Here is a 13,132-nt window from a genome sequence, read left to right on the forward strand (position 1 = left end):
TGTGAGGCACCCCGGCAGTGCTTTCGTGTGACGATCGTAGGCCTGTGGGCAAGCCCCTGTGGACGGTCCCGAATGCCAGGACGGTGGTAGTGTGCGCGCCTCTGTGATCCAGATCTCCGTAGACGAGGGCGAATCGGTCGAATCGCGCCGTCGGCGGGCGGCCGGGCTCGTCCGGGAGCAGGCCGGAGCCGACCTCGTCGTCCTCCCGGAACTGTGGACCACGGGTGCCTTCGCCTATGACGACTTCGGCCGGGAGGCCGAGCCGCTCGAAGGGCCCACGTACGAGGCGATGGCGAAGGCCGCGAGCGACGCGGGCGTGTGGCTGCACGCCGGTTCGATTGTCGAGCGAGACCCGGACGGCCCCCTGTACAACACCTCCCTCGTCTTCTCCCCGTCCGGCGACCTCGCCGCCGCCTACCGCAAGATCCACCGCTTCGGCTTCGACAAGGGCGAGGCCGTGCTGATGGGCGCGGGCGCCGAGCTGGTGACGGTTCGTCTGCCGCAGACCACCCTGGGGCTCAGCACCTGTTACGACCTGCGCTTCCCCGAACTCTTCCGCGGTCTCGTCGACGCCGGCGCCGAGACCCTCGTGGTGTCGGCGGGCTGGCCGGAGCGCCGCCGGGCCCACTGGACGCTGCTGGCCCGGGCACGGGCGGTCGAGAACCAGTCGTTCGTCGTCGCGTGCGGAACGGCCGGCACGCACGCCGGGGTTCCTCAGGCCGGTCACTCGATCGTGATCGACCCGTGGGGCGAGGTGCTCGCCGAGGCGGGGGCCGGCGAGGAGGTCCTGACGGTCGAGTTCGACCCGGACAAGGTCGCGGCGACACGGGAGCAGTTCCCGGCGCTTAAGGACCGGATGCTGGGACTCCAGCCGCCGCTCAGGCCCTGACGGCGACGCGCTCAGTCCTCCCGCTCCTTCTCCGCCAGGTGGATCACGCACACCGCCACCGCGATCAGCAGCGCCGGATCCGCGTCCTCCCGGACGACGTCCACGCCGTAGGTGTCCCTGACGGTCAGCCACCGCCGGGAGATCACCGCCAGCAGCTCACCCTCGTACTCGACGGCGAACTCCCGGTCGAGGATCTTGCCGCTGACGTCGAGTTCGTTGCCGTCGGCCAGCGACACCCGGTAGTGGTTGCGCAGCAGGGACAGCCGCTTCCTGCGGATCGTCGCCAGCGGCTCCCCGCCCCGCTGGAGCACCATCGTGTCGCGCAGGGCGAGCATCTTCTGGTGGATGTCGACGAGGACGCGCCCCTGGAGGTCCTTCAGCTCCCAGGTGTCCCGCAGCCGCAGGGCCTTGCCGTCGACGAGGAACACCTTGGTGCCGCGCTCGTCCTCGATCCAGTAGTCGTCGCCGATGCCGAGGAGCCGGTCGTACACGAGGAATCTCATGGAACCAGGGCTTCCCCGCCGCCCGCTCCGAAACGCCGCCTGTAGGCCGACGGGCTGAGCCCGGTCGCCCGCCGCAGCCGCGCCCTCAGGTTGGCGGCCGTACCGAGCCCGCTCCTGGCCGCCACCACGTCCAGCCGCTCCTCGCCCCGCTCGATCAGCCGGCAGGCCAGCGCCACCCTCTCCCCGGTCAGCCAGGCGAGCGGCGTCGTACCGAGCTGGGCGCGGAAGCGCCGGTGGAGCGTCGCGGGGCTGACCCGTGCGCGGGCGGCCAGGTCCCCCACCGTCAGCGGCTCGCCCAGCCGCTCCTGCGCCCACGCCAGAAGGGGACCCAGGGACTCGTCCCGCACGTCCGGCACCGGCCGCTCCACGAACTGCCGCTGCCCGCCGTCCCGGTGCGCGGCGAAGACCAGCCGCCGGGAGACGTGGTTGGCGATCTCGGCGCCGTGGTCGCGCCGCCAGATGTACAGCCCCAGATCGAGCGCGGCCGCACTGCCCGCGGCGGTGAGGATGTCGCCCTCGTCCACGAACAGCACGTCCGGCTCCAGCAGCACCTTCGGATGCAGCCGGCGGAAGGAGTCCGCCCACCGCCAGTGGGTCGCCGCACGCCGCCCGTCCAGCAGCCCGGCCTCGGCGAGTGCGAAGGTGCCGGTGCAGAAGCTGAGGATCCGGGCGCCACGCGCGTGCGCCCGCCGGACGGCGTCGAGCACGGCGGGGGCACGCGGTACGACGTTGTCCGGCCGGCCGGGCACGACCAGCGTGTCCGCCCGGTCCACGGCGTCCAGGCCCGGGACACCGGTGAGCGTGAAGAAGCCGTGGTTCATCCGGATCTCCGGCGCGGGCGTGCACAGCGTCACCTCGTACAACGGCCCCGGCAGCCCCAGCTCGGGCCGCGGCAGCCCGAACAACTCGGTGGCGACACCGACCTCGAAGGGGTTGGTGCCCTCGTCGACGATCACGGCGACCCGGTGCGGGTGGTGCGAGGATCCTTGCGGCATGTGCGATTCCTAGCACTCGTGCGAGGCGTACGGCAGCCCGGAAGATCGCCTCATGACTCAGGAACCCGTCTCGCTCGCCCACGCCCTGGCCTCCTTCTCCGACCAGTGGAGCCCGCGCATCGTCACCGCCGTCAACAACTACGACGTCCGCATCGCCAAGGTGGAGGGCGAACACGTCTGGCACGTCCACGACCACACCGACGAGTTCTTCCTCGTCCTCGACGGCGAACTGCACATCGGCCTGCGCGAGCCGGCCGGCGAACGCACGGTCGTCCTGCCCCGGGGCAGCGTCTTCACGGTCCCCCGCGGCACCGAGCACAAGCCGTACGCCCCCGTCCCGACGGCGATCCTGCTCTTCGAACCCACCGGCACCCTCACGGTCGGCGACCGCCACGACGAGGTGCCCGGCCACGTGGACGCCACGACGGGGCATGCGCTGGGCGGACTGCCGGTGCCGGATGACACCCTGGACACATGAACCACTCCGCACCCCGACGCGCCCGCGTCCGCGCCCCCGAGCTGACCGGCAAGGGCGGCTGGCTGAACACGGGCGGGCAGCAGTACACCCTCGCCGACCTGCGGGGACGCATCGTGATCCTCGACTTCTGGACGTTCTGCTGCATCAACTGCCTGCACGTCCTCGACGAGCTGCGCGAGCTGGAGGAGAAGCACCGGGACACGGTCGTGGTCATCGGGGTGCACTCGCCGAAGTTCGTGCACGAGGCCGAACACCAGGCGGTCGTCGACGCCGTGGAGCGGTACGGCGTGGAGCACCCGGTGCTCGACGATCCGGAGCTCGCGACGTGGAAGCAGTACGCCGTGCGGGCCTGGCCGACGCTCGTCGTGATCGACCCCGAGGGGTACGTGGTGGCGCAGCACGCCGGTGAGGGGCATGTGCACGCCATCGAGCGGCTGGTCGAGGAGCTGGAGGGCGAGCACGCGGCGAAGGGCACGCTGCGGCGCGGGGACGGGCCGTACGTGGCGCCGGAGCCGGAGCCGACGGTGTTGCGGTTCCCGGGCAAGGCGCTGTTGCTGCCGGGCGGGAACTTCCTGGTGAGTGACACGACCCGGCATCAGCTGGTGGAGCTGGCTGAGGACGGGGAGAGCGTCGTCCGGCGGATCGGGTCCGGTGCGCGTGCGTTCGCCGACGGGTCGGCCGACGAGGCCGGCTTCAACGAGCCGCAGGGACTCGCCCTGCTCGACGACGGGTCGGTGGTCGTCGCCGACACCGTCAATCACGCGCTGCGGCGGCTGGATCCGGTCACCGGAGAGGTCACCACCCTGGCCGGTACGGGCCGGCAGTGGTGGCAGGGTTCACCCACCTCGGGGCCGGCCCGCGAGATCGACCTGTCCTCCCCCTGGGACGTCGCCCACTGGCAGGGCAAGGTCTGGATCGCCATGGCCGGTGTCCACCAGCTGTGGACGTACGACCCGGAGGACGGGACGGTCGCGGTCGCGGCCGGGACCACCAACGAGGGGCTCGTGGACGGGCCGGGGGCCGAGGCCTGGTTCGCGCAGCCGTCCGGGCTGGCCGCCACGACCGGGCGGCTGTGGCTCGCGGACTCCGAGACGTCGGCCCTGCGCTGGGTGGAGCCGGACGGCTCCGTGCACACCGCCGTCGGCACCGGCCTGTTCGACTTCGGTCACCGGGACGGGGCCGCCGAGCAGGCGCTGCTGCAGCACCCGTTGGGTGTCACCGCGCTGCCGGACGGATCCGTCGCCGTCGCCGACACCTACAACCACGCCCTGCGCCGCTACGACCCGGCGACCGGTGAGGTGACCACGCTGGCCACGGACCTGCGCGAGCCCAGTGACGCGGTGCTCGCCGGCGACGACATCGTGGTCGTGGAGTCCGCCCGGCACCGGCTGACCCGGCTGCGGTTGCCGGAGGAGGCGGTGAAGGTGCCCGAGGTCGCCCACCGCACGCGGCGGGAGGCCACCGAAGTCGCCCCCGGGCGGCTCCGGCTGGACGTGATCTTCCAGGCCCCGGCGGGCCAGAAGCTGGACACCCGCTACGGCCCCTCCACCCGCCTGCTGGTCTCGTCCACCCCGCCGGAGCTGCTGCGCAGCGGCGAGGGCGCGGGGACGGACCTCTCCCGCGCCCTCGAACTCGACCCGTCCGTACCGGAGGGCGTCCTGCACGTCTCCGCGATGGCCGCCTCCTGCGACGACGACCCGGAGAACGAGTACCCCGCCTGTCACGTCCACCAGCAGGACTGGGGCGTCCCCGTCCGCCTCACGGAGACGGGGACGGACCGGCTGCCCCTGGTGCTGGCGGGGATGGACGCCTGAGCGGACGGCCCGTCAGACCCCGTACCCGTCGCTGTAGCCGTCGCGGCGGTGGTGGGGCGCCGCCGGGTCGTCGACGACGCCCGTCGGCGGTGGCACCACCACGCGCCTGCGCCGGTAGATGCTGCTGAACGTAGTGACGCCGATCAGTCCCACGATCATGAAGATGATGCCGACCAGGTCGAGGTTGACTCCTTGCATGTCCCAGTCGGTCGCAAACGTGAGGATGGCTCCCACGGCGATGAGGATGATGCATCCGCCGAGGCCCATGAGTGTTCGCCTCCCTGTACGGTCCGGTCGTTCCGGTCCGCACTCCGGGTACCCCGGAGGGGAACACCCATGCGGTGGCGGCCCGTTCTACCGCTCCAGGAACGCGGCCAACGCGCCCGCCAGCAGGAACGGGTCGTCGGCGCCGCACAGTTCGCGGGCGCTGTGCATCGACAGGATGGCCACGCCGATGTCCACCGTCCTGATGCCGTGCCGGGCTGCCGTGATCGGGCCGATGGTGGTGCCGCAGGGCATGGAGTTGTTGGAGACGAAGGACTGGAAGGGCACGCCGGCCGCCTCGCAGGCCGCCGTGAAGTCCGCGCGGCCCGCACCGTCCGTGGCGTAGCGGTTGTTGACGTTGACCTTGAGGATCGGGCCGCCGTTGACACGCGGGTGGTGCGTCGGGTCGTGCCGCTCCGCGTAGTTGGGGTGGACGGCGTGGCCGGTGTCGGAGGACAGGCAGACCGTGCCGGCGAAGGCGCGGGCCCGGTCCTCGTACGTGCCGCCGCGCGCGAACACCGAGCGCTCCAGCACGTTGCCGAGCAGCGGTCCGTCCGCGCCGGTGTCCGACTGGGAGCCGTTCTCCTCGTGGTCGAAGGCGGCCAGGACCGGGATGGACGCCGGTGTGGACGCGCCGGAGGCGACGGCTGCCAGGGCCGCCGTGCCGGCGTGCACGGACAGGAGGTTGTCCATGCGGGGGCCGGCCAGCAGGTCACCGTCGCGGCCCAGGTAGGCGGGGGGTTCCACGGAGTGCGTCATCAGGTCCCAGCCGGTGACCTCGCCCGCCGGGAGGCCGGCCGCCTCCTCCAGGAAGGCGATCAGGTCGCCGCCCTGGACGTCGTCGCCGAGGCCCCAGACCGGCTGCATGTGACGCTGCTTGTCGAGCTTGAGGCCGTCGGCCGTCACCGTGCGGTCCAGGTGGATGGCGAGTTGCGGGACGCGCAGCAGCGGCCGGTCGATGTTGACCAGCCGCGTCGAGCCGTCGCGCAGGGTGAGGCGCCCCGCGAGGCCCAGGTCGCGGTCCAGCCACGAGTTGAGCAGTGGTCCGCCGTAGATCTCCACGGCCACCTGGCGCCAGCCGTGCGCCCCGCTGTCGGGCAGCGGCTTGACGCGCAGGTTGGGGGAGTCGGTGTGGGCGCCGACGATCCGGAAGGGCGTGTGGGGGGCGGCGCCCTCCGGCACGTACCAGGCGACGATCGCCCCGCCGCGCAGCACGTACTTGCCGCCGCTCGTCCCCTCCCAGGCGTCCTTCTCCGCGACCTGCCTGAAGCCGGCCTTCTCCAGCCGCTCGGCTGCGTTGGCCACGGCGTGGTACGGCGAGGGGCTCGCCGCCAGGAAGGTCATCAGGTCGTCGGTGTGGCCGCGGTCGAAGCGGGCTGGTTCGGTCATGCATTCACCTTAACGACGGACGAGGGCCTGTTCCCCTAGAAGGGAACAGGCCCTCGAACAGAGGACGTGAGGGGGACTAGAACGCGGCCTCGTCCAGCTCCATCAGGTCCAGCTCGACGCCCTCGGCGACCTTGCGGGCCAGGGTGACGCCCGGCAGGACGTTGGCGGCGAAGAACTTCGCGGCGGCGATCTTGCCGGTGTAGAAGGCCTTGTCCTTGGCGGAGGCGGTCTCCAGCTTCTCGGCGGCGATCGCGGCGCCCTTGAGCAGCAGGTATCCGACGACGACGTCACCGGAGGCCATCAGCAGGCGGGTGGTGTTCAGGCCCACCTTGTAGATGTTCTTGACGTCCTGCTCGGTGGCGGCGAGGTCGGTGAGCATCAGGCCGACGATGGCCTCCAGCTCGACGGCCGCCTTGGCGAGGTGCTCGCGGGCGCCGGCCAGCTCCTCGCCGCCGGTGCCGAGGGCGAGGAACTTCTTGATGTCCTCGGCGAGGGAGTTCAGCGCGGCGCCCTGGTTGCGGACGATCTTCCGGAAGAAGAAGTCCTGGCCCTGGATGGCCGTGGTGCCCTCGTAGAGGGTGTCGATCTTGGAGTCCCGGATGTACTGCTCGATCGGGTACTCCTGCAGGAAGCCGGAGCCGCCGAAGGTCTGCAGCGACTGGGCGAGCTGCTCGTAGCCCTTCTCGGAGCCGTAGCCCTTGACGATGGGCAGGAGCAGGTCGTTCAGCGCGTGGTCGGCGGAGGCGTCCTCGCCGGCGGCCTCCTTGATCTGGATGGCGTCCTGGATCGAGGCGGTGTACATCACCAGGGCGCGCATGCCCTCGGCGTACGCCTTCTGCGTCATGAGCGAGCGGCGCACGTCGGGGTGGTGGGTGACGGTGACCTTGGGCGCGGTCTTGTCCATGAAGTTCGCCAGGTCCGGGCCCTGGACGCGCTCCTTGGCGTACTCCAGCGCGTTGAGGTAGCCCGTGGACAGCGTGGAGATCGCCTTCGTGCCGACCATCATGCGGGCGAACTCGATGATGCGGAACATCTGGCGGATGCCGTCGTGCTTGTCGCCGATGAGCCAGCCCTTGGCGGGGTGCTTGTCGCCGAAGGTCATCTCGCAGGTGTTGGAGGCCTTCAGGCCCATCTTGTGCTCGACGTTGGTGGCGTAGACGCCGTTGCGCTCGCCCAGCTCGCCGGTCTCGAAGTCGAAGAGGTACTTCGGGACGAGGAAGAGGGACAGGCCCTTGGTGCCGGGGCCGGCGCCCTCGGGGCGGGCCAGGACGTAGTGGAGGATGTTCTCCGACATGTCGTGCTCACCGGAGGTGATGAAGCGCTTCACGCCCTCGATGTGCCAGGAGCCGTCCTCCTGCTGCACGGCCTTGGTGCGGCCGGCGCCCACGTCGGAACCCGCGTCGGGCTCGGTGAGGACCATGGTGGAGCCCCACTGCTTCTCCACGGCGACCTTGGCTATGTGCTTCTGGACGTCGTTGCCCTCCTCGAAGAGGATGCCGGCGAACGCGGGGCCCGAGGAGTACATCCAGACGGCCGGGTTGGCGCCCAGGATCAGCTCGGCGTAGGCCCAGATCAGGGAGCGGGGCGAGGTGGTGCCGCCGATCTCCTCGGGCAGGCCCAGGCGCCAGTACTCGGAGTCCATGAAGGCCTGGTAGCTCTTCTTGAAGGACGCGGGGACCGGCGCCGTGTTGGTCTCCGGGTCGAAGACCGGCGGGTTGCGGTCGGCGTCGGCGAAGGACTCGGCCAGCTCGTTCTCCGAGAGGCGGGTCAGCTCCTCCAGGATGCTCTTCGCGGTCTCGACGTCCATCTCCTCGAACGGGCCGGTGCCGTACACCTTGTCGCGCCCGAGTACTTCGAAGAGGTTGAACTCGATGTCGCGGAGATTCGACTTGTAGTGCCCCATGGTGACGGCTCCCGGCTCCGTAGAGAGATCGGCGAGGCACTGGATCCTCGCGCTAGTTCACGTACCAACAAGTAGCAAGTGGTTCCGATGATGCTACCCGTCGGTAATAAGAAGCAACCCCGATCCCCCGATCTGTGACAGGTCACACCGGAACGGTCAGTGCTCGGTACTCTTGCGCCCATGTACGGCTACGACCAGACAGCGGGCCCGCAAGCGCAGTACGCCCCTCCGCAGCAGCCGATGTCCGGCGGATACGGCCAGCAGCCGCCTCTGTACCCCGAGCCGTCCCCGCCCTCCCTCACCGACGCGGTCCGCGCGTTCACGACCGGGCAGATGGCCGCCGAGGACTTCCAGCAGGTCTTCGCCACGTCGAAGGTCTACTGCCCGCGCGGCGACAACCCCGGCTTCCTGGCCCTGCACAACACCCAGCAGCCGGTGATCCCGATGTTCAGCACGCTCAAGGAGCTGCGCCGGTACGCGGGCAAGGAGTCCAAGTACTTCGTGATCACCGGCGCCGAGGTGCTGGACCTGCTGCCGACCGGCTACGGCTTCGTCCTCGACATGGAGGGCGAACACCGGATGGTGTTCGACGCGAAGGCCGTGGAGCAGATGGTCGAGTTCGCGATGCGCCGGATGTACGGCGGCTGAGACCCGCCTCCCCTCTTATTTCGGCAGCCGCAGCGCCAGGCCGTCCAGGACGACCTCCAGGCCGTAGGCGAACTTCATGTCGCGCAGGGCGACGGGGTCGGTGGTCGCTTCCTCGACCTCCGAGTGCGGAATGGCCAGGTGGGAGTGGTCGGCCGCGGCCCGCTGCGCCGCGGGCATCAGGCGGGCGATGAAGTCGGCCTCGGTCTCGCCGGACCGGGCGACCGTGGTGAGCCAGGCGGCCTCCGCGTTGCTCATGCCCATGACGTACGAGAAGACCGTCTCGATCGCGCGGCTCGGCTCGGCGAACCCCGCCGCGGTGAACAGGGCCGCGAGCCGCTCGGAGAAGTCCATGTAGTTGGGCCCCAGGTAGGCGAGCCCCGCCTGCCCCAGCACCAGGGTCAGCCAGGGATGCCGTAGCGCCGTCGTACGGAAGGATTCCGCCGCCTCGGTCACCGCCGCGCGCCAGTCGGGGCTGTCGGCCGGCGGGACATGGATCTCGGCGGCGACCTCGTCCACCGCGAGTTCCATCAGCTCGTCCTTGGTGGCGACGTGCCGGTACAGCGAGGTCGCCCCGGCGTTCAGGCGGGCGCCGAGCTTGCGCATGCTGAGCGCCTCGATGCCCTCGGCGTCGAGCATCGCGATCGCCTCGCGGACGATCGCGTCCCGGCTGAGCGCGGGCTGGTCGGTGCGGCGCTGCTCACGGGCCCACACCGACGGGATCGGGTTCTTGTCCTTCGTCCTGCTGCTGCTCATCGGCGCGCCCCTCCAGGCCTCGGTGCGAACGGTGTGCGCAATCAGCGTACAGAAATCAAGGTTTGCGTACACCGTTCCGCTCTGCGTACAGTGTTCGCATCGAAGGAACGGTGTTCGCAGGAGGGGAAGAGGAATGGACGCTCGCAATCCACGCCGCTGGTGGATCCTGATCGTGCTGTGCCTGAGCACACTCGTGCTGGTCGTCGACAACATGGCGCTGACGGTCGCGGTGCCCTCGCTGACCGAGGACCTCGGGGCGAGCGCCCAGGACATGCAGTGGATCCTCGACTCCTACACCCTGGTCTTCGCGGGGCTGCTGCTGACCTCCGGAAGCCTCGGGGACCGGTTCGGGCGCCGCAGGGTGATGCTGATCGGGCTGCTGCTCTTCGGGGCCGCCTCGCTGGGGGCGGTCTTCTGCTCCACTCCGGGTGAACTGATCGCGGTGCGGATCGCGATGGGCGTCGGCGGCGCGCTGATCATGCCGTCCACGCTGTCCATCCTGATCACGGTCTTCGACGAGGACGAGCGGCCCAAGGCGATGGCCGCGTGGGGCTCGGTCTCGATGCTGGGGCTGGTCGGCAGCCCGGTCCTCGGCGGGGTCCTGATCGACCACTTCGCCTGGCAGGCGATCTTCCTGATCAACGTGCCGATCGTCGGTCTCGCGCTGCTCGCCGGTGTGCTGCTGATGCCGGAGTCGAAGGCGCCGTGGCAGAAGCCGGACCCGCTGGGCGCGGTGCTGTCCGCGGTGGGCATGACGGCCCTGGTGTGGTGGATCATCGAGATCCCGCAGCACGGCGCCTTCGAAGGCCGCTCCCTCCTCGTCCTGGCCGTCGCGGTGGCCGCCCTGGCCGGCTTCGTGATCTGGCAGAACGTCACCCCCGCCCCGATGGTCCCGCTGGTCCTCTTCAAGCACCGCAACTTCAGCGGCGGCTCGCTCTCCCTGGCCCTCGTCCAGATCGGCAACGCCGGCCTGCTGCTGGTCCTGACCCAGTACCTGCAGTTCGTGCTCGGCTGGTCGGCCGTCAAGGCGGGCCTGGCCTTCCTGCCGCTGGCCGTGGCCGCGCTGGCGGGCAACGCGGCGGGGGCGCAGCTCGCCGTGAAGGCCGGCAACCGGTTCGTCATCCTCGCCGGGATGCTGCTGATGGCCGCCTCGTTCGGGCTGCTGACCACGCTCACCGCCGGCAGTGGCTTCACCGTCCCGGCCGTGGCGCTGGGGATCCTGGGTCTGGGCGCCGGTCTGGCGATGCCTGCCGCGGTGGCCGCGCTGATGGGCACCATCCCCGAGGAGAAGGCCGGCGTCGGCTCCGCCCTCAACGACACCATCCAGCAGTCCGGCACCGCCCTCGGCATAGCGATCCTCGGCTCCCTGCTCTCCAGTGGCTACGCCGACGAGATGCCGGCCGGCGCCCCCGGGCAGGCCAAGGAGTCCCTCGGCGGCGCCCTGGCCGTCGCCGGCGGTGACACGGGCCTGGTGCGGGCCGCCCGCGAGGCCTTCACCGCCTCGATGTCGACGACCTTCACGATCAGCGCGATCGGTGTCCTGGCCGCGGCGGTCGTCGCCACGCTGGTGATGCGGGACCGCGAGCCGGAGCCCGTCGAGGCCGGGGCCGGGACCGGGGCCGAGGAGCGTGAACTGGTCGCCTGACACGCACGTACGAAGGCCGGTACCCCGAAGGGGGTGCCGGCCTTCCGCTGTGCCGGTGCCTCCGGGGTTGGGTCCGTCACCCGTTGGGAATGTCCTCCCGGTTTTCACTGTTGGGAGTGGCAGAAAGTTCAACGCTCAACTAAACTGGGCGTACACGAGGAGGAACCACGTACATCATCGACGGGATCTTCGACCACCAGGACAGCCAGGGTGGCGGTGGCACCATCACCAACGGCGACACCCAGTGGATGACGGCGGGCTCGGGCCTGCTGCACATCGAGGCGCCACCGGAGCATCTGGTCATGTCCGGAGGGCTCTTCCACGGGCTCCAGCTGTGGGTGAACCTCCCGGCCAAGGACAAGATGATGGCCCCGCGCTACCAGGACATCCGCGGCGGCAACGTCCAGCTGCTCACCACGCCCGACGGTGGCGCGCTGCTGCGGGTCATCGCGGGTGAGCTGGACGGTCACGCCGGTCCCGGTATCACGCACACGCCGATCACGATGATCCACGCGACGCTGGCGCCGGGCGCGGAGCTGACCCTGCCGTGGCGCGAGGACTTCAACGGCCTGGCGTACGTGCTGGCGGGCAAGGGCTCGGTCGGTGCCGAGCGCCGTCCGGTCCACATGGGCCAGACCGCCGTGTTCGGCGCGGGCTCGTCGCTGACCGTCCGCGCGGACGAGAGGCAGGATTCGCGTACACCGGACCTGGAGGTCGTCCTGCTCGGCGGGCAGCCGATCCGTGAGCCCATGGCCCACTACGGCCCGTTCGTGATGAACACCCGTGAGGAACTCCAGCAGGCGTTCGATGACTTCCAGAAGGGACGGCTGGGAACCATCCCGGCCGTGCATGGAATGTCCGAGGGCGGCTTGTAGAGCCGCTGAGACGGGTACGGTACGACACGGCCCGAAGCCGCAAATTCCAGTTGCGACTTCGGGCCTGACTTGTCGGTGCCGTTAAGGCAGCACGTAGAACGGGGCGCCGTTCGGAGCGCGTCCCACCTGACGTACGCAATCCTGCTCGGACAGCAGTTCAAGGCTGTCGTGGACGCGGTCTGTCGACAGCCCGGTGCAGACGGAGATCTCCTCCACGCTGTAGCCGGCGCCGCCGTGCAGCAGGGCCGGCGCCAAGTGGGCGGCCACCGCGTGGACGTCCTCGGTGACGACGAGGTTCCTGGCCTTCCAGTTGGCCAGAAGCTGCTGGGGCGTCAACTCCGGGGCCTGGACGGGGCGCGTGCGGTCGTCGGAGCGGCGCAGCGTCCTCGTGATGTCGCGGAGCATCTCGACGATCGTGTTCTGCTTGTCGTCGATCTGCCGTAGCGCCGCGTCCGTCCGGGTGCCGCGCTCTTCGAGCCGGACGAGGGCGTCGGCGAGCTGCGGCGGTACGGCGTAGGCGGTGGGGGCTGCGGGTTGTTGTACGGGGGCCGGTTCCAGGGAGTAGGAGCCGTCGCGCTGGATGGTGGCGATGACTTCGGAGACCCAGGCCTTGAAGGGCTGGGCCGAGGGTTTGGTGCAGCCGTTGACCAACCGGATCAGGCCCTGGAGATTCACGAGATTCATGTCTCGTCGCCACTCTCGACCTGCGGGAACGTCGAGAGCGTGCCTCTGAAGCACACTCTCAACACTGGAAAAGTTGGCTGTGTCGGCGACGTTCCGCAGTGTCGATCCGACGTGTGTGTAGCCCAGGTGCCGACACACGTCGACGGCCGGGAACCAATACGTCCCGTCCGGCAGGGTCAGCCTTCGGACCCGTGCGCCTGTCGCGGCGAACACGAAGTCACTGATCTCGATCGCGTCTTTGTGTGTGTTGTTCTGCTCGTTCATCGAGCATCACCTCCCGCGTCGGAACGTA

12 protein-coding genes and 1 pseudogene are annotated in these 13,132 nt (G+C 70.1%); 6 read left to right on the forward strand and 7 right to left on the reverse strand.

Going from position 1 to position 13,132, the window contains the following annotated elements; genetic code table 11:
* Window positions 1-91 precede the first annotated feature (91 nt).
* On the forward strand, window positions 92-889 hold the full coding sequence (locus IE212_RS13395) for a carbon-nitrogen family hydrolase (protein WP_190198030.1): 798 nt from the start codon (window positions 92-94) through the stop codon (window positions 887-889).
* Between the two features lie 11 nt (window positions 890-900).
* Here the strand turns inward: IE212_RS13395 and IE212_RS13400 are convergent, their stop codons facing one another.
* Both IE212_RS13400 and IE212_RS13405 read right to left on the reverse strand, forming a co-directional pair.
* Window positions 901-1,392 (reverse strand): LURP-one-related/scramblase family protein, encoded by a 492-nt coding sequence (locus tag IE212_RS13400; RefSeq protein WP_190198031.1) that lies wholly within the window; start codon window positions 1,390-1,392, stop codon window positions 901-903.
* Entirely contained in the window at window positions 1,389-2,387 is a 999-nt protein-coding gene (locus tag IE212_RS13405; RefSeq protein ID WP_190198032.1) for a GlxA family transcriptional regulator, read from the reverse strand. Before IE212_RS13405 ends, IE212_RS13400 begins: the two co-directional genes overlap by 4 nt.
* Window positions 2,388-2,439: 52 nt before the next feature.
* Here IE212_RS13405 and IE212_RS13410 point away from each other — a divergent pair, with 52 nt between their 5' ends.
* Both IE212_RS13410 and IE212_RS13415 read left to right on the forward strand, forming a co-directional pair.
* Window positions 2,440-2,865, forward strand: coding sequence for a cupin domain-containing protein (locus IE212_RS13410; RefSeq protein ID WP_190198033.1), 426 nt, complete (start codon window positions 2,440-2,442; stop codon window positions 2,863-2,865).
* Window positions 2,862-4,679, forward strand: coding sequence for a thioredoxin-like domain-containing protein (locus IE212_RS13415; protein ID WP_190198034.1), 1,818 nt, complete (start codon window positions 2,862-2,864; stop codon window positions 4,677-4,679). Before IE212_RS13410 ends, IE212_RS13415 begins: the two co-directional genes overlap by 4 nt.
* Before the next feature lie 12 nt (window positions 4,680-4,691).
* On the opposite strand, the gene IE212_RS13420 is transcribed toward IE212_RS13415, so the two are convergent.
* The 3 genes from IE212_RS13420 to IE212_RS13430 all read right to left on the reverse strand — a co-directional run bounded on the left by IE212_RS13420 (window position 4,692) and on the right by IE212_RS13430 (window position 8,235).
* Entirely contained in the window at window positions 4,692-4,946 is a 255-nt protein-coding gene (locus IE212_RS13420; protein WP_190198035.1) for a DUF6458 family protein, read from the reverse strand.
* Between the two features lie 87 nt (window positions 4,947-5,033).
* Window positions 5,034-6,332, reverse strand: coding sequence for a M18 family aminopeptidase (locus tag IE212_RS13425; protein ID WP_190198036.1), 1,299 nt, complete (start codon window positions 6,330-6,332; stop codon window positions 5,034-5,036).
* Window positions 6,333-6,408: 76 nt separating this feature from the next.
* Window positions 6,409-8,235, reverse strand: a complete 1,827-nt coding sequence (locus tag IE212_RS13430; protein ID WP_190198037.1) for an acyl-CoA dehydrogenase — start codon at window positions 8,233-8,235, stop codon at window positions 6,409-6,411.
* Window positions 8,236-8,415: 180 nt separating this feature from the next.
* Here IE212_RS13430 and IE212_RS13435 point away from each other — a divergent pair, with 180 nt between their 5' ends.
* The gene (locus tag IE212_RS13435; RefSeq protein WP_190198038.1) at window positions 8,416-8,883 is read left to right on the forward strand and encodes an SseB family protein; all 468 of its coding nucleotides are present in this window, start codon (window positions 8,416-8,418) and stop codon (window positions 8,881-8,883) included.
* Window positions 8,884-8,898: 15 nt separating this feature from the next.
* Here the strand turns inward: IE212_RS13435 and IE212_RS13440 are convergent, their stop codons facing one another.
* On the reverse strand, window positions 8,899-9,636 hold the full coding sequence (locus IE212_RS13440; RefSeq protein WP_190198039.1) for a TetR/AcrR family transcriptional regulator C-terminal domain-containing protein: 738 nt from the start codon (window positions 9,634-9,636) through the stop codon (window positions 8,899-8,901).
* 133 nt (window positions 9,637-9,769) lie between these two features.
* Here IE212_RS13440 and IE212_RS13445 point away from each other — a divergent pair, with 133 nt between their 5' ends.
* Both IE212_RS13445 and IE212_RS13450 read left to right on the forward strand, forming a co-directional pair.
* Complete coding sequence (locus IE212_RS13445; RefSeq protein ID WP_190198040.1) at window positions 9,770-11,281, forward strand: MFS transporter; 1,512 nt, start codon at window positions 9,770-9,772, stop codon at window positions 11,279-11,281.
* 167 nt (window positions 11,282-11,448) lie between these two features.
* A pseudogene (locus IE212_RS13450) lies at window positions 11,449-12,156 on the forward strand (pirin family protein); the annotation flags it as partial.
* Window positions 12,157-12,237: 81 nt separating this feature from the next.
* On the opposite strand, the gene IE212_RS13455 reads toward IE212_RS13450, so the two are convergent.
* Window positions 12,238-13,104: a BRO-N domain-containing protein gene (locus IE212_RS13455; RefSeq protein ID WP_190198041.1), complete on the reverse strand. Its 867-nt coding sequence runs from the start codon at window positions 13,102-13,104 to the stop codon at window positions 12,238-12,240.
* Window positions 13,105-13,132: the final 28 nt, after the last annotated feature.

It is taken from the genome of Streptomyces djakartensis (assembly GCF_014651075.1).
Taxonomy (GTDB): Bacteria; Actinomycetota; Actinomycetes; order Streptomycetales; family Streptomycetaceae; genus Streptomyces; species Streptomyces djakartensis.